The sequence below is a fragment of the Streptomyces sp. NPDC002889 genome (assembly GCF_042888425.1).
In the GTDB taxonomy this organism is placed as follows: Bacteria; Actinomycetota; Actinomycetes; order Streptomycetales; family Streptomycetaceae; genus Streptomyces.
In genome coordinates this window covers 1-20,025 of record NZ_JBIAPT010000043.1, presented here as the reverse complement: position 1 = coordinate 20,025, position 20,025 = coordinate 1, and the positions used below count along the sequence as shown (strand labels likewise).

The 20,025-nt window shown below is 70.7% G+C and carries 16 protein-coding genes and 1 pseudogene; 9 read left to right on the top strand and 8 right to left on the bottom strand.

What is annotated here, in order from left to right; genetic code table 11:
- Positions 1–168: 168 nt before the first annotated feature.
- The 3 genes from ACFYWI_RS36905 to ACFYWI_RS36895 all read right to left on the bottom strand — a co-directional run bounded on the left by ACFYWI_RS36905 (position 169) and on the right by ACFYWI_RS36895 (position 3,696).
- Complete coding sequence (locus ACFYWI_RS36905; RefSeq protein ID WP_389240311.1) at positions 169–1,401, bottom strand: SAV2148 family HEPN domain-containing protein; 1,233 nt, start codon at positions 1,399–1,401, stop codon at positions 169–171.
- Positions 1,402–1,491: 90 nt separating this feature from the next.
- Positions 1,492–2,808 carry a copper amine oxidase gene (locus ACFYWI_RS36900; RefSeq protein WP_389240309.1) on the bottom strand — a complete coding sequence of 439 codons (1,317 nt, stop codon included), beginning with the start codon at positions 2,806–2,808 and terminating at the stop codon, positions 1,492–1,494.
- 66 nt (positions 2,809–2,874) lie between these two features.
- Positions 2,875–3,696: a Tat pathway signal sequence domain protein gene (locus ACFYWI_RS36895; RefSeq protein WP_389240307.1), complete on the bottom strand. Its 822-nt coding sequence runs from the start codon at positions 3,694–3,696 to the stop codon at positions 2,875–2,877.
- A 138-nt stretch (positions 3,697–3,834) separates the two neighbouring features.
- On the opposite strand from ACFYWI_RS36895, the gene glgX reads away from it, so the two are divergent.
- The 3 genes and pseudogenes from glgX to ACFYWI_RS36880 all read left to right on the top strand — a co-directional run.
- Positions 3,835–5,955 carry a glycogen debranching protein GlgX gene (gene glgX, locus ACFYWI_RS36890; protein WP_389240305.1) on the top strand — a complete coding sequence of 707 codons (2,121 nt, stop codon included), beginning with the start codon at positions 3,835–3,837 and terminating at the stop codon, positions 5,953–5,955.
- 184 nt (positions 5,956–6,139) lie between these two features.
- Complete coding sequence (gene treY, locus ACFYWI_RS36885; protein WP_389240302.1) at positions 6,140–8,545, top strand: malto-oligosyltrehalose synthase; 2,406 nt, start codon at positions 6,140–6,142, stop codon at positions 8,543–8,545.
- Positions 8,546–8,851: 306 nt separating this feature from the next.
- A pseudogene (locus tag ACFYWI_RS36880) lies at positions 8,852–9,007 on the top strand (dihydrolipoyl dehydrogenase); the annotation flags it as partial.
- Positions 9,008–9,174: 167 nt separating this feature from the next.
- On the opposite strand, the gene ACFYWI_RS36875 reads toward ACFYWI_RS36880, so the two are convergent.
- Positions 9,175–9,729: an FHA domain-containing protein gene (locus ACFYWI_RS36875; protein ID WP_389240300.1), complete on the bottom strand. Its 555-nt coding sequence runs from the start codon at positions 9,727–9,729 to the stop codon at positions 9,175–9,177.
- Between the two features lie 179 nt (positions 9,730–9,908).
- On the opposite strand from ACFYWI_RS36875, the gene ACFYWI_RS36870 reads away from it, so the two are divergent.
- A complete protein-coding gene (locus ACFYWI_RS36870) occupies positions 9,909–10,451 on the top strand; it encodes a hypothetical protein (RefSeq protein ID WP_389240298.1) in 543 nt (180 codons plus the stop codon).
- Between the two features lie 196 nt (positions 10,452–10,647).
- A complete protein-coding gene (locus ACFYWI_RS36865; protein WP_389240295.1) occupies positions 10,648–11,544 on the top strand; it encodes a GNAT family N-acetyltransferase in 897 nt (298 codons plus the stop codon).
- 226 nt (positions 11,545–11,770) lie between these two features.
- Here ACFYWI_RS36865 and ACFYWI_RS36860 read toward each other — a convergent pair whose 3' ends face one another.
- Complete coding sequence (locus tag ACFYWI_RS36860; RefSeq protein WP_389240292.1) at positions 11,771–13,132, bottom strand: GH1 family beta-glucosidase; 1,362 nt, start codon at positions 13,130–13,132, stop codon at positions 11,771–11,773.
- Positions 13,133–13,225: 93 nt separating this feature from the next.
- Here ACFYWI_RS36860 and treZ point away from each other — a divergent pair, with 93 nt between their 5' ends.
- Both treZ and ACFYWI_RS36850 read left to right on the top strand, forming a co-directional pair.
- On the top strand, positions 13,226–14,971 hold the full coding sequence (gene treZ / locus ACFYWI_RS36855; protein ID WP_389240289.1) for a malto-oligosyltrehalose trehalohydrolase: 1,746 nt from the start codon (positions 13,226–13,228) through the stop codon (positions 14,969–14,971).
- Positions 14,972–15,032: 61 nt separating this feature from the next.
- Positions 15,033–16,037, top strand: coding sequence for an aldo/keto reductase (locus ACFYWI_RS36850; protein WP_389240287.1), 1,005 nt, complete (start codon positions 15,033–15,035; stop codon positions 16,035–16,037).
- A 21-nt stretch (positions 16,038–16,058) separates the two neighbouring features.
- Here the strand turns inward: ACFYWI_RS36850 and ACFYWI_RS36845 are convergent, their stop codons facing one another.
- The 3 genes from ACFYWI_RS36845 to ACFYWI_RS36835 form a co-directional block, all read right to left on the bottom strand.
- Entirely contained in the window at positions 16,059–17,183 is a 1,125-nt protein-coding gene (locus ACFYWI_RS36845; RefSeq protein ID WP_389240282.1) for a M24 family metallopeptidase, read from the bottom strand.
- 147 nt (positions 17,184–17,330) lie between these two features.
- Positions 17,331–18,308, bottom strand: coding sequence for a hypothetical protein (locus tag ACFYWI_RS36840; protein WP_389240279.1), 978 nt, complete (start codon positions 18,306–18,308; stop codon positions 17,331–17,333).
- 111 nt (positions 18,309–18,419) lie between these two features.
- Positions 18,420–19,055 (bottom strand): nucleoside/nucleotide kinase family protein, encoded by a 636-nt coding sequence (locus tag ACFYWI_RS36835; RefSeq protein ID WP_389240276.1) that lies wholly within the window; start codon positions 19,053–19,055, stop codon positions 18,420–18,422.
- 44 nt (positions 19,056–19,099) lie between these two features.
- Here ACFYWI_RS36835 and ACFYWI_RS36830 point away from each other — a divergent pair, with 44 nt between their 5' ends.
- A complete protein-coding gene (locus ACFYWI_RS36830; protein ID WP_389240271.1) occupies positions 19,100–19,489 on the top strand; it encodes a VOC family protein in 390 nt (129 codons plus the stop codon).
- 221 nt (positions 19,490–19,710) lie between these two features.
- Positions 19,711–19,947, top strand: a complete 237-nt coding sequence (locus tag ACFYWI_RS36825) for a hypothetical protein (protein ID WP_389240269.1) — start codon at positions 19,711–19,713, stop codon at positions 19,945–19,947.
- Positions 19,948–20,025: the final 78 nt, after the last annotated feature.

The window sequence follows — 20,025 nt, the reverse complement described above, 5'->3', positions numbered from 1 at the left end:
CGTTCCCGAACCAGCCATCGGCTCATGGTTGTCGAGAGGATCGATGCCGGTGGTCTCCAGGTCGAAGCCGACCAGCGGCTCACGGTGCCAGGCCATGGTTGCCCCCTTCTTCGGTGATGCGGTGGTGCTCCCCCAGTTGACGACCACTCTCGCACGCGCCACTGACAGTCAGGACACGGGCCGCGAATCGGTCCACACCGACTCGAACTCCTCGCGATAGGTCTGGAAAAGCCCGGTTTCACCGTCATGCCCCGTGCGCACCACGGAGCGTCCGCCGCCGCGCAGCACCAGCACGGGAGCCTCCATACCGCGGGCCCGGCGCAGATAGGACTGGACGACCGCGAGCCCGTCGGCGCCATCGCCGTCGACCAGATAGGCGGTGAAGCGGGGCGTCTCGTCGAAGACCTGGATCTCGAAGGCGCCGGGGTCGCGCAGCCGGGAGCGGACACGGCGCATATGGAGGATGTTCATCTCCACCGTGCGGCTCAACTCACCCTTCCTGATGTTCAGTTCGCGCTCCCGGCGTTTGACCGCACTGCTCGCCGGATTGAGGAACAGCAGCCGGACCCGGCACCCCGACTCGGCGAGCTTGACCAGCCTGCGGCCGGAGAAGTTCTGGACCAGCAGATTCAGGGCTATGCCGATGGCGTCGAGGCGTCGTGCGCCGCCGAAGAGGTCCTCGGCGGGCAGCTGGCGCTGCAGCCGCACCCGGTCGGGGTGGACGGAGACCACGTCCGCGTAGCGGTCGCCGACCAGGTCTTCGACGGCGTCGACGCGGAGACGGTCCGCGGAGGGCACGCCGGCGCCGCTGCCGAGAATCTCGAGCAGCCGGGACGAGGCACGCTCGGCCTGGGCGAGTACCGCCTCGTTCAGAGCCCGGTTGCGGGAGACGACGTTGCGGGTGACCTCCAGCTCGTCGAGGGCGAGTTCGACGTCGCGCCGGTCGTCGAAGTACGGCTCGAAGCACGGCCAGTGCTGGACCATCAGCTCCCGCAGCTGGGGCAGGGTCAGAAAGGAAAGCACATTGTCGTCGGCCGGATCGAGCAGGTATCCCTTGCGGCGGGAGACCTCTCGTACCGCCACGGCGCGCTGGACCCACTCCTGGCCCGCAGGGCCGGCCGCGGCGACCACCCAGTCCTCGCCGTGGACCGGGTCGTAGATGGGGCGCAGCACCGCGGCCACCACGGCCCGCAGCCGCTGTTCCACCAGATTCAGCCAGATGTAGGCCCGCCCGGCGCGTTGGGCGCGCGTACGCACCTCGCTCCAGGCGTCCGCACCCCAGTCCAGCTCCGCCCCGATCTCCATCGGTCGCGCGAGCGAGACCGCTCCTGGCGGGACCTCGGCGGAGTCCCCCTCGTGACCTGCGTCACCGGGGGGTAGCTCCAGCCCTCCCGAGCTCACCCGCGCACCGCCTTCCCTGCCCCCTTCAACGATCAAGGAAGCGTACTCCGGGAGCGGGAGACGGTGCAGCAGGATCGTCAGGCTGGTTCCTCAACTTCCGTGATTGTGCTTGCCGTTCTGATCGGCGAGATCGGCCGGAGTGAGCGGATTCATAGCGGTTACGTCCCTGGGGGCGAGCTGGAAGCCCTGCCAGTGGACCGGCATGGGCTGCTGGTCCTCGTCCCGGGCGATGTGGTGGAACCCGATGTTGACCCAGACGACAGGATTGGTGAGATTCTCACCGTTGACCCATTTGTCCACGCTGTCCGGGGTGTTGCGACCGCAGTCGCGGATGTTGTTGCTGGCGAACTGCTCACAGGCGCGGTTCTGCGTGAAGAAGATGTCGTGCTTGGTGAATCCGCGGCCGGCGTGCTTGGCCGAGGTGCCGGGCACGATCTCGTAGGAGCGGGGGTGCCCGTCCTTGTTCTTGCCCCTCTCGCTCACCACGCGCCACCAGCGCATGGTGCGGGCGTCCCCGGCCAGCTCCTTGGTGACCGGCGTCCGGGTCGTCCTCACCTTCGGGCTGCCGTTGCCGGTCGGCGCGGTGACCTTGGAGTCGTACTGCTCGATCCGGCCCTTGTTGCTGCCGTCCAGGCCGAAGTCCAGCCGCCAGAAGACATTGTGCGAGTGGCTGGTGGCGTAGTCGCGGGCACCCTTGCCGATCGGCCAGCCGCGTCCGTCGGTCCCGTTGTAGTCGTCGGGCGCAAGGCTTCCTGTCGCGCCGACGTTGGCGGCGATGGTGCCGTCGGAGGAGAAGCGCCATTCGGTGATGTACTCGTACCAGGCCACCTTGTTGACGGTGTAGAGCAGCAGGTCCTTGCCCTGCGACTGCCAGACCTTGGTGCCTTCGTCGTTGGCCAGCCGGTAGGCGTGGCCACGTGAACGGGTCGTGGTGCACAGGCCGTTGACGTAGCCCGCCTCCGGCACCTTGACCTTCTTGACGGTGCCGCCGGGGCATTCACCGCCCTTGAGGTTCTGCAGCCCCCAGCCGAATCCGGCGCCCGTGAGGTCGTCGTACTCGGCGCCGCCGTCGTCGTACGGCACATGTATCTGTGCCAGCTTGGCGGTGTTGATGACGCGGATGGGGCGGGGCTCGCCCTTGGGCTGGTAGGTCACCTTGTCCAGGATCAGACCGGAGTCGGTGTCGTAGCGCCAGCACATGCGCCAGGTGGTGCCACCGTCGAGCGTCTGCTGGATACGGAAGGCGTCGCTGCAGTCGGACCGGGGCGGAGCGGCCTTGGCGGCGGAGGGTGCGTCGGCCGGGGCTGCGGACGCCGGACCGGTCGCCGCGCCGACACTGCCCAGCAGCGCGGCCGCGGCAAGCAGTGCGCCCCGGCTGCGGGCACGCGAAACTCTGTTGACGTGCATGACGTACGAACTCCCTCGTGACGGAAGTGCGGAAAGGGAAGCGGTGGCGTGGCGGGGCGGGCCGGGTCAGCCGACGCGGGCAACGGTCCTGGCGCTCAGATCGACGATCAGATTGCGCGTGTCGATCCAGGCGCCGTCCTTGACCTTGGTGACCATGCGGACACAGCGGTGCTCGCCGCACTCGGCGAGCTTGTCCGGAACGTTCTCCTCGCGGTACGGGCGGTAGACGTCTCCGTTGAACCACAGCTGGTCGGGTGTGGTCAGGGGCTTGCCCGTGGCGTGCTGGTAGTCGGCCTTGAGGTCCGCGCCGAGCGGGTCCCCGAGGATCAGCTCGAGTGCCTCACGCAGTTCCTCGCGGTGCGGCGAGGGCTGGACCCCGTGCTGGGTGCCGGTCCGCTCGACCTTGCCGGTGTCGAGGTTGACGGTCTTGGTGACCAGCTCGTCGCTCCGGTAGTCGTAGAAGCGCACCTCGGCGCGACGCGGCCCGGCGTCCGCCTCGGACGGCAGCGGCTCGGCGAGGTTGGTGGTCAGATGGTGCGGGCCACGGTCGCCCGTCACACTGCGGCCTTCCGCCCTGGCGGCCGGCGAGAGCGCGAGCTGCTCGGCGCGTTCCAACTCGTCATCGGTGAGCGGATCCCGCCCCACTCCCCGTTCCCCCTCTGCGGGCGCGTCGGCGATCACGCCCGGCCGGGGCGCATCAGCGGATCCCCGACCGTCCGCCGCTGCCTGACCGCCGCGGCCCTGCTCCTGGCTCCCGTTCCGGCTGCCGGAGTCGTCGGCCCCCGCGGGGCCCGGCAGCGTGATGGCGACCATGGCAGCGGTCGCTGTCACCGCTATGGCGGCACCCGCCACAAGTTTTCCCAGGTGGCGGCGCACTGTCTGGCGCACTGGTCCCCCTTTTCCCCCTTGTTTCCCTGCGGTCACCCGGTAGGACGGCCCGAAGTCCTAGGAGGTTGCCCCACTTTGGGGGAGGATCTTGGCCAAGTTGCCCGCACCACCCGGATCAGAAGTGGAAGAGTCATATCTATGCAGGTCTGGCCGGGACAGGCGTATCCGCTCGGCGCCACGTACGACGGCGCCGGCACCAATTTCGCGGTGTACTCAGAAGCCGCGCGACGCATCGAGCTGTGTCTGCTGCACGAGGACGGCTCGGAGACCGCAGTGGAGCTGCGGGAGACCGACGCGTTCGTGCGGCATGCCTATCTGCCGGGTGTGATGCCCGGCCAGCGCTACGGCTTCCGGGTCCACGGCCCCTATGTGCCCGAGCGCGGCCAGCGCTGCAACTCGGCGAAGCTGCTGCTCGATCCGTACGCGCGTGCGATCAGTGGCGAGATCGAGTGGAACGAGTCGGTGTACGGCTACCACTTCGGCAGACCGGAGTCCCGCAACGACCTGGACTCCGCCCCGCACACGATGTCGTCCGTGGTGGTCAATCCGTACTTCGACTGGGGCGACGACCGTCCACCGCGCACGGACTACCACCGCACGGTGATCTATGAGGCCCATGTGAAGGGCCTGACCATGCTCCACCCCGAGCTGCCGCCCGAACTGCGCGGTACCTACGCCGGGCTCGCGCACCCCGCCGTGATCTCCCATCTGACCGAACTGGGCGTCACCGCACTCGAGTTGATGCCGGTGCATCAGTTCATCAACGACAACCGGCTGGTGGACACCGGACTGAACAACTACTGGGGCTACAACACCATCGGCTTCTTCGCACCGCACAACGCGTACGCCTCCTGGGGCGACCGGGGAGAGCAGGTGCTGGAGTTCAAGCAGGCCGTACGGGCACTGCACCAGGCGGGCATCGAGGTCATCCTCGACGTGGTCTACAACCACACCGCGGAGGGCAACCACCTCGGGCCCACGCTCTCCTTCCGGGGTCTGGACAACGCCTCGTACTACCGGCTCTCCGAGGACCGCCGCTACTACACGGACACCACCGGCACCGGGAACTCCCTGCTGATGCGCAGCCCTCATGTGCTGCAGCTGATCATGGACTCGCTGCGCTACTGGGTGACCGAGATGCATGTGGACGGCTTCCGGTTCGATCTCGCGGCCACCCTGGCACGGCAGTTCCACGAGGTGGACCGGCTCTCCTCGTTCTTCGACCTGGTCCAGCAGGACCCGGTGGTCAGCCAGGTGAAACTGATCGCCGAGCCGTGGGACGTCGGCGAGGGCGGCTACCAGGTGGGCAACTTCCCGCCGCTGTGGACCGAGTGGAACGGAAAGTACCGCGACACGGTGCGGGATCTGTGGCGGGGCGAGCCACGCACGCTCGCCGAGTTCGCCTCACGGCTGACCGGCTCCTCCGACCTCTACCAGGACGACGGCCGGCGGCCGCTGGCCTCCATCAACTTCACCACCTGCCACGACGGGTTCACGCTGCACGATCTGGTCTCGTACAACGACAAGCACAACGAGGCCAACGGCGAGGGCAACCGCGACGGCGAGAGTCACAACCGGTCCTGGAACTGCGGTGCGGAGGGCGACAGCGACGACGAGGAGGTGCTGGAGCTGCGCGAGCGGCAGATGCGCAACTTCATCGCCACGCTGATGCTCTCGCAGGGTGTCCCGATGCTCAGCCACGGCGACGAGTTCGCACGGACACAGGGCGGCAACAACAACGCGTACTGCCAGGACAACGAGATCTCCTGGGTGCAGTGGCCGGACAAGGACGCGGACGAGGAAGGCACGCTGCTGGCCTTCACCAGGACCATGGTGTGGCTGCGGCGCGACCACCCGGTGTTCCGGCGGCGGCGCTTCTTCCACGGCCGCTCCGTGGAAGGCACGCACGACGAGCTCACCGACATCGCCTGGTTCACCCCGCACGGCGAGGAGATGGTCCAGCGGGACTGGCAGGCGGCCCACGCCAAGGCGCTCACGGTGTTCCTGAACGGCAACGCGATCTCCGAGCCCGGTCCGCGCGGCGAGCGGATCGCCGACGACTCGTTCCTGCTGATGTTCAACGCCAGCGCGGAGGCCCTGGACTTCGCGGTACCGGTGAACCATGGCGCGCAGTGGCAGGTGGTGGTGGACACCGCCCGTCCGGAAGGGGTGCTCCCGGGCCAGGGACCGAAGGTGGCTGCGGGCGACCGGATCAGGATGATCGGGCGGAGCCTGACCGTGCTGCGCCGGCCGGCGTAGCGAAGGGGGCCACAGTCCGGGGTGGGGCGGCGACGGCACCACGGACCGGCGACACGGACCGGCGCCGGCGCGAGGCGCTGGGGCGTGGTCCCGGGGCGAGTGGCGTAGCGCCGTCACCCACTCGGCGGGCAGGACGGCAAGGGTCGGTGAAAGAGTTCCGCTCAGGCTGGGTACGTACGTTCGCATGACGCCCACCGCCACCTACCGGCTCCAGCTCCAGCCGGACTTCCCCTTTCCGGCCGCCGCCGCGGCGGTTCCGTATCTCGCCGCCCTCGGGGTCTCGCATCTGCATCTGTCGCCGGTGCTGGAGGCCGTACCGGGGTCGACCCACGGCTACGACGTCGTCGACCACTCCCGGGTACGGGAGGAACTCGGCGGCGAGGCCGGTCTGCGGGACCTGTCCCGTACCGCACGCGTACACGGTCTCGGCCTCGTCCTGGACATCGTCCCGAACCACATGGCCGCCGCGCCGCGCCACAACCGCGCACTGTGGGAAGTCCTGCGCGAGGGCCCGCACTCGCCGTACGCACGCTGGTTCGACATCGACTGGGAGGCGGGCGGCGGCAAGCTGCTGCTGCCGGTGCTGGCGGGGCGGGTCGGTGACGAGCTGGCCGGGATGCGGGTCGACGGTGACGTCCTGCACTACGGGGAGCAGCGTTTTCCGCTGCGCGTGGCCACGGCGGGGCTGCCGCTGGCCGAGCTGCTGGACGCCCAGTGGTACCGGCTGGCCTGGTGGCGCCTGGCCCGCACCGAGCTCAACTACCGGCGGTTCTTCACCGTTTCGGACCTGATCGGACTGCGGGTGGAGGAGCCGGAGGTCTTCGACGCGACCCACGGCAAGATTCTCGAGCTGGTGCGGGACGGAGTCGTGGAAGGGCTGCGGGTCGACCATCCGGACGGGGTGGCCGACCCGGCGGGATATCTGCGCCGGCTCGACGAGGCCACTGGCGGTGCGTGCTGGATCGTCGTCGAGAAGATCCTTACCGGCGACGAGCGGCTGCCGGCCGGCTGGCCGGTCGCCGGTACGACCGGGTACGACGCGCTGCGGCATGTCGACGGCCTGTTCACCGATCCGGACGGTGCGCGGCAACTCGCGGATCATTACCGGGATTTCGCCGGTCCGTCCGGAGACCGCGGGGGCTACTGGGAGGCGACGGTACGCCGGGCCGCCTACAAGGTGGTCACCCATGAGCTGGTCGCGGAGACGACGACGCTCGGCGGCCTCGCCCAGCGGATCTGCGCCGCGGATCCGGCGCTGCGCGACCACGCCCCGTGGGCGCTGCGTGCGGCGGTACGGGAGCTGCTGGTGCGGATGCCGGTCTACCGGCCGTATCTGCTGGGCGGCGAGGAGGCCCTGCCCGAGGAGGCGGCCCGCCGCGCGAAGGAGACGTTCGCGGTGGCGGAGGAGGCGGCGGCGGTCGATGTCGTACGGGATCTGGCGCTCGGACGGCTCGGTGAAGGGGCGGACCACACGGCGTTCCGGGCCCGCTTCGCGCAGACCGCGTCCGCGCTGCGCGCCAAGTCCGTCGAAGACACGGCCTTCTACCGGTACGCCCCGCTGCTGTCGGCGAACGAGGTCGGCGGGGATCCGGGCAGCCCGGCGCTGGCGCCCGATGCCTTCCACGCGTACTGCGCCCGCCTCGCCCGTGACTGGCCCGCAACCGGCACGGTGCTCACCACGCACGACACCAAGCGCAGCGCGGATGTACGGGCGCGGATCGCGGTGCTGTCCGAGTGTCCCGAGCGGTGGGCCCGATTCCTGGCGCGGGTCACCGAGGAGGCCGGGCGGCTGGAGGGCGGGCGCGCGCCCGATCCGCATCTGGCGTGGGTGGCATGGCAGACGGCGGTCGGTTTCGGCATCCCGCGCGTGGACCGGCTGGAGCCCGCCCTGCTGAAGGCGGTACGGGAGGCGGGGCTGTACACGAGCTGGACGGAGGCGGACCCGGCGTACGAGCGGGCGGTCGCCGCATTCGTGGACGCGGGTCCGGCCGGGCCCCCGCTGTACTCGGTGGCGCTGTTCGCACGCGAGCTGGATCCGTACGTACGGGCCAATGTGCTCGGTGCGACGCTGCTCCATCTGACGATGCCCGGGGTGCCCGATGTGTACCAGGGCTCCGAGGAGCAGTTCCTCGCGCTGGTCGACCCGGACAACCGCCGGCCCGCCCGCTTCGGCCCACCGTTGCCGGAGCAGGTCGACGGGAACGCTGTGCCGGGCGGCCTCGGCGGCGAGAAGCTGATGGTCACGGCTGCGGCGCTGCGGCTGCGGCGCGCCCGTGCCGGGCTGTTCTGCGAGTCGGCGACGTACACCCCGCTCCCCGCTCAGGGTCCGGCGGCCGATCACTGTGTCGCATTCAGCCGCTCGGGTGAGGTGATCACGGCCGTCACGCGACTGTCGATGCGCCTGGAGCAGGCGGGCGGCTGGCGGGGGACGGCACTGACACTTCCGGCGGGGAGCTGGAGTGATCCGCTCACTCCCGGGCGTATGCTCCCGGGCGGTGCGCCTGTGCCGCTGTCCGAACTGTTCGCGGACCGTCCGGTGGCGCTGCTCGTCCGCGGGGACGTACCGCCACGGTCCGCGGCGAGCGGGTGAGGAACCGGTCGCGAGGGACCGGTAGCCGCCCGGAGCCGGCCGGGCGGCACTGCGGACCCAGGGGACAGTACGCGCGTCTCGCATCGCTCCCGGTGAACACGAGCAGCCCGAGCACCACCCATGGGTGTCCCGGATGTCGGCCATGGCGCAGGTGCCGCTGTACCGGAACCGGGCAGACGCCTGCAATCCGGCCGCGATCGATGCGGCCGCACGCGAACTCCCCCGCACATCGCCACCGCCGACCGGCGCCGCGGCGCCCCGCACGGCCCGGGGTCCCTTCAGGCGACGACCGGTTCGTCACCCGAGCACGTCTCGGAGATGGTTGCCGAGAGCCAGCTGATCGTCGGCCGGGAAGCGGAACCGTCCGATGTGGCCCGGCACATCCACGCTCATCCGACGCTGTCGGAGGCGGTCGGTGAGACATTTCTGTCGCTGGCCGGCCGCGGGCTGCACCAGCGGTGAGACGGTGTCGGCCGGTGAGGGCATTTCTGCCGGGGATCCGCGGCGTCGGCGCGATCGTCACCCGCCGTTGCCGCGCTGCCGGGCCGACTGATCCGGTCACCGGCGACCGCCGGCGTATCGCCGGGCTGTCTCCACCCTCGGCCTCGGGCGACCCGTGACCGCAGGCGTCAGCGTGCGGTGAGGCGGAAGGTCATCCGTCCGAAGCCGACCATGTCACCGTCCTGTACAACGATGGAGCCGGTCACCCTGCGGCCGTTGACGGTCGTGCCGTTGGTGGATCCGAGGTCGCGCAGCACCCACAGCTGGCCCTGACGGCTCAGTTCGGCATGCAGCCGGGAGACGGTGTCATGGCTGAGCCGCAGTCCGTTGGCCGGGTCGCGGCCTATGCGCAGCGGGAACGGGCTGGGTTCCGGCAGCAGCAAGGGCGGCAGCTTCTCCGTCTGCCATGCTCTGCGCAGCCGCACCGAGAACGCCGAGACCCGGCCCACCGTCCGGTACAGCCGACGCGACCAAGGGCTCTCCTGGGCGAGGTCGGCCGTGAGCGCCTCCAGTTCCTCCGGCCTGCGGGCGACCAGGACCAGTTCCATCCGGTGCACGAAGGTGTCGTGCGACAGCTTTCCCTCGGCCGCGCCCTCCCTGAGAATCCCGAGGACACGCTCGCGCTCGGCATCGGAGATCCGTGCCGGCGCGGGATACGTCTGGAACTCGTAGGAGGACGTCACATTCGTGATTGTCGGGCCGAAGGCCGTGGGTGTCCAGAAGAACCGGCGTACCCGTCCGTCCCACCCTGCCGCTGACCTGCATGGAAGCGATGCTTCCGGTCAGAATCCGCTTCATCCGGTCCCCGGTGCGTTGTGAGGGTCCGCAGACCGGATCCGATCACCACTGGGGAATCGCCCAGATGACCTCTGCTGCACCGGCGCCGGCCGACGGCGTCGTCCTGCGTCCGCTCGCGGGCCCGGACGAACTCGCCCTGTTCTGCCGTCTGTCGTACACGCTCGACCATGAACTGGAGGACGATCTCGCCACCGGGCGCCGCCGTCCCGGGTGGATGTGGGTCGCGCTGCGCGGCACCCGCGTACCGGCAAGGATCGCCTGGTGGGCGACGGCCGACGGCGCTTCGACGAGCGCCCGACGGCTTCACCTCGCCCCGCGCGAGTGGTGGCGGGTCGCCGAACTCCCGGGCAGCGGGGAGCCGGTGGGCTTCGTGGTGCCGGCCAGGAACTACTACCACCACATCATCGCCTACCTGGGTGCGCTGCCCACACACCGCGGCCAGGGGTCCATCGACGAGATCCTGGCCGAGGGCACCCGGATCCTCGCCGCCCAGGACGTGCCGAGGATCCGGGCGGCGACCGATCTGGCCGATGTTCCGATGGCGAAGGCGTTCGCGCGCGGCGGCCATGTGAACTTCGGGCGCGCCATCAACTACGTCTGGGACTGACCGACCCCGGAACGTGCGGTCGAAAACCGCTGGACGGCCCACGCCGGCCCCTCTAACATGATCACAACGCCCGTGCCGACGGAAGGAGGCGAGTGCAGTGCACACCACACCGTTCCCGCGCTCCCGCCCCGTCCGCCCGGCGTTCACAGTCTGACCGGGAGCGCATCACACAGCTCTCTTCCGGAGGACTCCTCTCATGACCGACCTGGTCATCCGCGCGCTCGACGCGAGCGACGCCCCTCTCTTCGACACCCTGCCCGACCCGCTCGGCGTGGGCCGTGCGCTGGCCCGCACGACGCACCGCCCCGAGTGGAAGCGGGTCGCCCTGCGCGACGGCAAGGTCGTCGCGCGAGCCGCCTGGTGGGGCGGCCCCGACGACGAAACCCCGGTCAATCTCAACTGGTTCGACATCGCCGACGGCGAGGAGGAGGCGGGGGCCGAACTGCTGCGCACCTCCCCCTTCCAGGTCGAGTACGAGCTGATCCTGCCCGCCGGCTGGCGCGAGGACCCGGTGGCCCTGGCGGCCGGCGAGGCCAGGATGCGGGCCGCGACGGCGGCAGGTATGACGGTGCTGGTCGAGCGGTACCAGTACCGGTGGACTGCGCAGTGCGGACTGCCCGAGCGCCCGGGTCGACTTCAGTTCCGGCCGGAGCCCGACGACGCCGTAATCCTCGATGTGCTGCGGAGGGTGCACTCCGTGACGCTGGACGCGCATGCGCTGGCCGCTGTCGCCGAAGGAGGTCTGGACAGGGCGGCCCAGGAGGAGCTGGACTTCTTCCACTGGTGCCCCTCACCGCGGGCATGGTGGCAGCTGGCCTTCACGGCGGACGGTGAGCTGGTGGGCCTGCACATTCCGGCGCACAATCCGTCGGGGCCGTGCGTCGGCTTCATCGGTGTCGTACCGGAGCGGCGCGGCAAGGGCTACGCGTACGACCTGCTGGTCGAGTGCACGCACTTCCTGGCCGAACAGGGTGCCGAGTTCATCGCGGGAGCGACGGACCAGGGCAACTTCCCGATGGCGGCGAACTTCGCCAAGGCCGGGCATCCGGTGATCCAGGAGCGGGTCCACTTCGTTCCCGGCCCGGGGCATTGATCGCGCGCGGGGGTGTCCGTCGGCTCCGGACACCCCCGCGCGGCATCGCACCGAAACACGCAGTACCGAACGGCACCGCACTGCCCTGACCCGCAGGGCACCGTCCTGAACCGCACCGCGCCGACCGGGCGAGGGCGGCCACCCTTGGAGACGTACGAGCCGCAGACCGGTCTGGCGACCCGGGTCGGCAGCGGCCGGCTATGCGCCGTGATGCCGGCGGATCCGCTCAGTGCCGTGGGGCGCGCTTCTGGGCGGCGATGGCGTCGCGGTACCAGGCGTACGAGGCCTTCGGCGTGCGCCGAAGCGTGTCGTAGTCGACGTGCACGAGACCGAACCGCTGGGACGCGCCCTCCACCCATTCGATGTTGTCGGTCAGCGACCAGGTGAAGTAGCCGCGTACATCGACCCCCGCGTCGATCGCCCGGTGCAGCGCGCGCAGATGGCCGTCCAGGAAGGCGATACGGCGCTGGTCGTCGATTCCGTCGTACGAGCAGCCGTTCTCGGTGATGTGGATCGGCGGCAGCCTGTCGCCGAACCGCTCCTTGAGCAGGACGAGCAGCTCGCGCAGCCCGTCGGGGACGACGGACCAGTCGAAGTCGGTCCGCTCCTCGCTCTCCAGCTTCCTCAGCCCGAAGGGGAGTTCGGCGGGCATACCGATTCCGGCGAAGTCGTCGAGCGCGTCCTTCGCGGGCGCACCGACCAGCATCGGCTGGTAGTAGTTCACTCCGTACCAGTCCAGTGGCGCCGAGATGACGGTGAGGTCGTCGGCGACCGGTCCCGGCATCAGGGCGGCGAAATTCTCGTCGGGGTAGGCGCCGGTGAGAATCGGGTCGGCGAACATCCAGTTGGTGACGGTGTCGTACAACTCCGCGCCGAAGCGGTCCTCCTCGCTCGTACCCGCGGTGCGCACGGGCGAGTGGGAGACGGCGAGGCCGATGTTGTCCGCGCCGGCCGCGCGCAGCGCCTGTACGGCGAGGCCATGGGCGAGCAGCTGATGGTGGGCGGCGGGCAGTGCGTCGAAGAGCAACTGCTTGCCGGGCGCGTGCTCGCCGAGTGCGTAGCCGAGCAGGGTGACCTCGGCAGGTTCGTTGATGGTGATCCACATCGGTACCCGGTCGGCGAGCCGCTCGGCGACCACCGCGGCGTACTCGGCGAACCGGGCCGCAGTGTCCCGCTGGAGCCAGCCGCCCGCCTCGTCCAGCGGGAGCGGGGTGTCCCAGTGGTAGAGGGTGGGCGCGGGCGTGATGCCGTGGGCGCACAGCTCGTCGACGAGCCGGTCGTAGAAGTCCAGTCCCCGGCGGTTGACGGGGCCGCTGCCGCCCGGGACGACCCGGGGCCAGCTGATGGAGAAGCGGAAGGCGTCCGCGCCGAGCCCGGCGAGCAGGTCGACGTCCTCGCGGTAGCGCTCGTGGAAGCCGGTGCCGCGCGAGGCGTCGGCACCGTCCTTGATCCTGCCCCTGGCGGCGAACGCGTCCCACCCCGAGGGGCCCTTGCCCTCGGCGTCGGCAGCCCCCTCGGTCTGGAAGGCGGATGCGGATGCGCCCCACAGGAAGCCGGGCGGGAAGGCGGGCAGCGGCGGCAACGTCATGGCCCGTGACCTTAATGGCCCAAGGACGCGGCCTGAAGACCTCGATCTTGCCAGGATGGGGGACGAAGGGCATCGACGACGAGGGGACCGCCAGTGCTGTTCGAGGTGTGGGCGCCGCAGGCCACCGACCGGGTCGGGCTGTGGCTGGAGGGCGTCGAGCATGCGATGGAGCGTGCCGAGGGGCGTACGGGCTGGTGGACGGCCGAGGCGGCGGCCGGGGACGGCGCGCGGTACGGCTTCGCGCTGGACGGCGGGCCGGTGCGGCCCGATCCGCGCTCGCGCCGCCAGCCGGACGGCCCCGAGGGCCACAGCGCCGTGGTCGACCACGGCGCGTACTCCTGGCGCACCCCTTGGGCGGGGCGCGGCCTGAGCGGCGCGGTTCTGTACGAGCTGCACGTCGGCACCTACACCGGCGAGGGCACCCTGCACGCGGCGGCCGGCCGGATCGCGGAGGTTGCCGACCTGGGTGTCACGCATATCGAGCTGATGCCGCTGTGCCCGTTCCCGGGCGTGCACGGGTGGGGGTATGACGGTGTGTCGCCGTGGGCGGTGCACCAGCCGTACGGCGGCCCCGAGGCACTCAAGCGCTTTGTCGACACGGCCCATGAGCACGGCCTCGGTGTGGTGCTCGACGTGGTCCACAACCATCTCGGCCCGTCCGGAAACCATCTGCCCGCCTTCGGCCCGTACTTCACCGAGACCCACCACACCCCCTGGGGCGCCGCGATCAACCTCGACGCGCCCGGGTCGGACGAGGTGCGCGCCTATCTGCTGGGCAGTGCGCTGGCCTGGCTGCGCGACTACCGGATCGACGGACTGCGCCTGGACGCGGTGCACGCGCTGGCCGACACCCGGGCGCTGACGTTCCTGGAGGAACTGGCCACCGCCGTCGACGACCTCGCCGACGACCTCGGCCGTCCACTGTTCCTGATCGCCGAGTCGGACCAGTGCGACCCGCGGACCACAAGACCGCGCGTGGCGGGCGGCCTCGGCCTGCACGCCCAGTGGAACGACGACTTCCACCACGCCCTGCACACCGCGCTGACCGGCGAGTCCCAGGGTTACTACGCGGATTTCGCGCGCGCCCCGCTGGCCGCCCTGGCCAAGACCCTCACCCACGGCTTCTTCCACGACGGCACGTACTCGACCTTCCGCGGCCGCACCCACGGCCGCCCCGTGGATCCGGTCTCCACGCCCGCCCACCGCTTCCTCGGGTACGCCCAGACCCATGACCAGATCGGCAACCGGGCGGTGGGCGACCGGCTTTCGGCCACCCTGTCCCCCGGGCTGCTGGCCTGCGCCGCGGCTCTGGTGCTGACCGGCCCGTACACCCCGATGCTGTTCATGGGCGAGGAATGGGGTGCCCTTACGCCCTGGCAGTACTTCACCGACCACACCGATCCCGAGCTCGCCGAGGCCGTACGGACGGGCCGGCGGCGGGAGTTCGTCGCCCACGGCTGGGCGGAGAGAGAGATTCCCGATCCGCAGGATCCGGCGACGAGGGACCGTTCGTGCCTGGACCGCTCCGAGCGGGAGCGCGAACCGCACGCCGGACTGCTCGCCTGGCACCGCGAGCTGATCGCGCTGCGCCGTTCGCTGCCGGATCTGACCGACCCGGATCTGGCGGCTCTGAAGGTCGCGTACGACGAGCAGGCGCGCTGGCTGGCCTACCGGCGCGGCGAACTGCGGGTCGCGGTCAACCTCGCCGAGGAGCCGGCCCGGATCCCGCTCGGCCGAGGCGGGCGCGTGGCGGCGGCCTGGGGTGAGGTCCGGCCACCGGGCGAGGACGGTGTGCTGGAGCTGCCGGCGGAGAGCTGCGTCGTACTCGCCGACGACTGAGGCCGGGAACAGGAGCAAGGTGCTTGCCTTCGAGCGCACTCCATCTCCTACCGTCGCTGCCATGGAGCAACGGAACCTGGGCAGGACCGGGCTGCGCGTCAGTGAACTGTGCCTCGGCACGATGAGCTTCGCCGACGACAGCATCGGGCATCGCATCCTCGACGCTTTCGCCGAGGCGGGCGGCACCTTCATCGACACCGCCGACATGTACGCGCGCGGCGGCTCGGAGGAGATCCTGGGGCGCTGGCTGAAGGGCCGCCGCCGCGACGATCTGGTCATCGCGACCAAGGTGTGGGGGCGGATGGGCGACGCCCCCAACGACGGCGGCCTGAGCCGAAAGCACGTCATCGCCGCTGTCGAGGCGAGCCTGCGCCGGCTCGGCACGGACTACATCGATCTGTACCAGACCCACATCTGGGACCCGACGACGCCGGTCGAGGAGACCCTGGCCACCCTCGACACGCTGGTGCGGGCCGGCAAGGTCCGCTACGTCGGCGCGAGCAATGTGACGGCGTCCCAGCTGCAGCGCTCCCTCGACGTGGCACGCCACCGCGGCTGGGAGCCGTATGTCTGCCTCCAGCCGCTGTACAACCTGCTGCGCCGCGAACTGGAGTGGGAGCTCGCACCCGTCAGCCGGGCCGAGGGCCTCGGTGTCATCCCATGGAGCCCGCTCGCGGGAGGCTGGCTGACCGGCAAGTACCGGCGCGGTATGACCTCCGTGCCCGCCGACTCGCGCGAGGCCCGCATCCAGGAGCGGTCCGGGGAGGAGGGCTGGCGCACACAGGACTCCGAGGAGACCTGGCGGGTCGTCGACGCCGTGCACGAGGTGGCCGAGGAGACAGGCCGTACGCCCTCCCAGGTGGCGCTGCGCTGGGTGCGGGAGCGGCCGGCGGTCACCGCGCCCATCATCGGGCCGCGTACGGTCGAGCAGCTGACGGACAATCTGGGCGCGACCGGGTGGGAGCTGACGGCTCAGCAGACCGAGAAGCTGGACGCGGCGAGCGCGCGCCCGCTCCCCTATCCGTACGAGATGCAGGCGCGCCTGCCTCACCACGACCCGCGCTGAGGGTGCTCGGCCCTCGCCGGGTTACTCGACGATCGCCATCTGGCGGTCAGTGTTGTTGAATCGGCGACAACCGCCGCCGGTCACCGTGACGATGTCCTCGATGCGGACCCCGAAGCGCCCCGGGAGATAGATCCCGGGCTCCACGGAGAAGCACATCCCGGGGACGAGCGGCTGCTCCTCCCCCTCGATCATGTACGGCGGCTCGTGCGTGGTGACGCCGATGCCGTGGCCGGTGCGGTGGATGAACAGATCCCCGTACCCGGCCTCCTCGATGATCTCGCGGGCGGCCCGGTCGACCTCCTGGCAGGCGACGCCGGGCCGCACCGCGTCCACACCGGCCTGCTGGGCCTCCCGTACGACGTCGTGGATGTGCTGCTCCGCGACCGTCGGCTCACCGACATGGACGGTGCGGGTGGTGTCGGAGCCGTAGCCGTGTTTGAGGCCGCCGAAGTCGAGGACAACCATGTCGCCGTGGGCGATGGTGCGTTCGCCCGCCTCGTGGTGGGGATTGGCGCCGTTGGGGCCAGAGCCGACGACGGTGAAGTCGACCTGTGAATGGCCGAACCGCATCAGCAGGGCCGCGAGATCGGCGGCGACCTCGGTCTCCCGTCGCCCGGCGAAGGGCACTTTGAGGATCTCGCCGTACGCCTCGTCGGCGGCCGCCCCGGCTGCCTCGATCCTCGCCAGCTCCTGTGCGTCCTTCACCGCGCGCAGCATGGGCAGCGCCGCGGTGAGCGAGGTGTAGGAGGTGCCGGGCAGCGCCTCCTGCAGGCCGAGCAGATGCATCGCCCAGGTGTTGTCGCTCACCGCGAACCGGCCAGTGGCGTCGAGGAGCGGTGCGACGGCGGCGTACGGGTCGGCGCCGTCCGTCCAGTCACGCAGGGTGAGGGCGGACGCGCCCGCGGCGTGCTCCGCATCCGGTGCCTCCAGGGTGGGCACAACCAGAACCGGGTCCGCTCCCGCGGCGATGACGAGAAGGGTGAGCCGTTCGGTGGCCACCGGCCGATAGCCGGTGAGATGGATCAGATCCGGTCCGGGGGCGATCAGCACCCCGGCGAGCCCCGCATCGGCCGCGGCCCCGGCGGCACGGGCCATCCGGGCCCGGTAGTCGTCGGCCTTGAACGGTGCCGGCTCGGTGGCTGTCATAGGGGTCTCCTGCTCTGCCTGCCTGTGGTCGTCCCGAGCGCCTTCCGAGACTTCCCGAGAGCGGCTCGTGGCTTCCCAAGGGCTTCTCGAGGGCTTCATCGACCGTCGTCGTGCCCATCCTCCCCGGGCGCGGGTGTCCGCGCGAGGTCATGGCCCGGCAGTGCCGCCGGACCCGGGGTTGCCCTCGCCGATGAGACGTTCGAGCAGCGCGTGGAACTCCTCGTCGACAACGATGCGCAGGCCCTCTCCGTCCTCGGTGCGGTCGCTGAGCTGGGTGAGGGTGCCGGAGCGCCACCAGTACACGTACGGGCTGATCGCACCGGGTGTGTCCTCGAAACCGGCCGCGGCGAAGGCGGCCATGGCGTTCAGCGCGGCGACCATGCCCATGTCGTGGATGGCGTGGAAGGCCAGCTGGTGCCTGAAGGGCATCGCCACCAGCGCGCCGTCGGCGGAGAGCTCCTCGCCGGTGACCTGCCGTACGACCGCGTCCAGCGCCAGGACCCGGCTCGCGGTGTAGAAGGAGTCGCCGAGCACCACCTCGAAGCGCATGCCCTCGGAGTCCCTGATGGTCTCGTGCACCTCGACCGGCAACCCGCGGAGGTTGTAAAGCGCCTGGTCGCGCAGGTAGGGGAGGTCGCCGAGCGGCTCGAGGGCCTCGTCGGTGAGCATCATGACGCTCTCGGGCAGGTCGAGGGCGAGTATCTCGAACAGCCCGGGGGCGACGGGGCGCGCATAGCCGAAGTTCTTCGGATCGAGCCCCTCGGCGCCGACGACCCGGGGGTAGAGCTGGGCGCGGATCTGCTCGGTGGGCAGGGTCTCCAGCGCGGAAGGCGCCTCCATGGTGCGCAGCACCATCCCGACGTGCTGCCGCACCAGTTCGGGCCACAGGCGCGGCCCGCGGTCGTCGTTGTGGCAGACCGCGGCGAGATTGCCCAGGCCGAACTGACGGCCCTCGATGTCGGTCACCACGTCCGCGAAGACCGTCACCTCCAGCCCCTGTTCGGCGAAGGCCTCACGCACGAGGGCGCGGAAACGTGCGCCCTCGTCGGCGGAGAAGAAGGAGAACTCGGGGTCCCGGGGCGCATCGCGTCCGTCGCGCTTCGGCCCCCGCCGGAACAACCCCACGTGAACCGCCCTCCGTGCTCGCACATGTCGGACTTCGAGCCTACCGAGCGCAGGTGAACGGTGGGGACGGTGGAACGGCGCAGACATCGGCGGGCCCGGCCGAAGCCATGGCTACGGCATGGGGACCACGAGGTCGGCCCGGTCGCGGCCGCGGCCGATCAGCCGGGCGTTGGGCTCGTCGGAGTCCTGGACCCAGCTCTCGGCGTACGGCCGCTCCTTGCCGAAGCGCACATGCCGGTCGACGAGCCTGCGCACACGCACCTCGGGGTCGAGTTCCAGGTACCAGACCTCGTCGAGGAGCGGGCGGACCTGTGCCCAGTGGCCTTCGTCGTGGAGGAGGTAGTTGCCTTCGGTGACGACAAGGGGGACGTCGGCGGCGACCGGGATGCTGCCGGCGACCGGTTCCTCCAGGTCCCGGTCGAAGGCGGGCGCGTAGACGGTGGAGTCCGTCCGGGTGCGCAGCCGGGCGAGCAGGGCCGCGTATCCCGCGGCGTCGAAGGTGTCGGGGGCGCCCTTGCGGTGGGCGCGGCCGAGCCGCTCCAGCTCGCCGTGCGCGAGGTGGAAGCCGTCCATGGGGACGAGGGCGGCGAGGCCGTCCAGGGCGTCGACTAGCCGGGCGGCGAGGGTCGACTTGCCCACGCCGGGGGCTCCGGCGAGCCCCAGGATGCGGCGGCGGCCGGGGGCCGCGAGGGCGTGGGCGCGGTCCAGGAGGTGGGGCGGGAGCGACGACACGTGCGACGAAGGCATGGGACACATTGTCCCACCGAGGTCATACGTATAACGTATGAGGCATGCCCTACATCGCCCTGGTCACCCTCGTCGTCCGCGACTACGACGAGGCCATCGCCTTCTACACCGACGCCCTCGGCTTCGAACTGGTCGAGGACACCGACCGCGGGGACGGCACCCGCTGGGTGGTGGTCCGCCCCGGCGGCGCGCCGCACGGCACCGGGCTGCTGCTGGCCCGCGCGGCGGGCGAGGCGCAGCGCGCGAGCGTGGGCGCGCAGACGGGCGGCCGGGTCGGGTTCTTCCTGCACACCGAGGACTTCGCGCGCGACCACGCCCGGATGACGGCTGCGGGGGTGCGCTTCCTGGAGGAGCCGCGGCACGAGGCGTACGGGTCGGTCGCGGTCTTCGAGGACCTGTACGGCAACAGGTGGGACCTGCTGCAGCCGAAGTAGCCGGAAGCAGACCGAAGCAGGATCCGGGGGCGTGATCGATCGTGTGCTCGAACTGGCGCGACAGCGTCCGGACCCGGCCGAACGTGCGGCGTTCCCCTTCGGCATCGGCATCGGCATCGGCATCGGCATCGGCATCGGCATCGACGGGGTGTATCCCGTCGAGGACGCCCACCTCGCTCACGGCGATCGACGCCGGCCGACCGGAACTGGCCGAGGAGGCGATGTCCTACAGCAAGGTACTGCTCAAGGCGATCGCCAAGCAGTTCCGGCAGTCCCTGAGCGAGCTGTCCACCCAGGCGAAATGGGCGGTCGCCGGGCTGACACAAGGCCGAGTTGGCGCACCACCCCTACCCAGGTCGCCCCAGGACGCCGGGGCCGGCCCCACCGAACAGCCGGCAGCCGACGCGTGGCCGGTCTCGGGAGTGGCCAGGTCCGCGAGTGGCCAGGTCCGCGAGTAGCCAGGTCCGCGAGTAGCCAGGTCCGCGAGTAGCCAGGTCCGCGAGTAGCCAGGTCCGCGAGTAGCCAGGTCCGCGAGT

Bases quoted from the DNA above. Each gene is read 5' to 3' on its own strand.
- ACFYWI_RS36865 (WP_389240295.1), top strand. From the start codon at position 10,648: ATGACCGACCTGGTCATCCGCGCGCTCGACGCGAGCGACGCCCCTCTC.
- ACFYWI_RS36850 (WP_389240287.1), top strand. From the start codon at position 15,033: ATGGAGCAACGGAACCTGGGCAGGACCGGGCTGCGCGTCAGTGAACTG.
- ACFYWI_RS36845 (WP_389240282.1), bottom strand. From the start codon at position 17,183: ATGACAGCCACCGAGCCGGCACCGTTCAAGGCCGACGACTACCGGGCC.
- ACFYWI_RS36870 (WP_389240298.1), top strand. From the start codon at position 9,909: ATGACCTCTGCTGCACCGGCGCCGGCCGACGGCGTCGTCCTGCGTCCG.
- ACFYWI_RS36900 (WP_389240309.1), bottom strand. From the start codon at position 2,808: ATGCACGTCAACAGAGTTTCGCGTGCCCGCAGCCGGGGCGCACTGCTT.
- ACFYWI_RS36825 (WP_389240269.1), top strand. From the start codon at position 19,711: ATGTCCTACAGCAAGGTACTGCTCAAGGCGATCGCCAAGCAGTTCCGG.
- ACFYWI_RS36830 (WP_389240271.1), top strand. From the start codon at position 19,100: ATGCCCTACATCGCCCTGGTCACCCTCGTCGTCCGCGACTACGACGAG.
- ACFYWI_RS36860 (WP_389240292.1), bottom strand. From the start codon at position 13,132: ATGACGTTGCCGCCGCTGCCCGCCTTCCCGCCCGGCTTCCTGTGGGGC.
- treY (WP_389240302.1), top strand. From the start codon at position 6,140: ATGACGCCCACCGCCACCTACCGGCTCCAGCTCCAGCCGGACTTCCCC.
- ACFYWI_RS36835 (WP_389240276.1), bottom strand. From the start codon at position 19,055: ATGCCTTCGTCGCACGTGTCGTCGCTCCCGCCCCACCTCCTGGACCGC.
- glgX (WP_389240305.1), top strand. From the start codon at position 3,835: ATGCAGGTCTGGCCGGGACAGGCGTATCCGCTCGGCGCCACGTACGAC.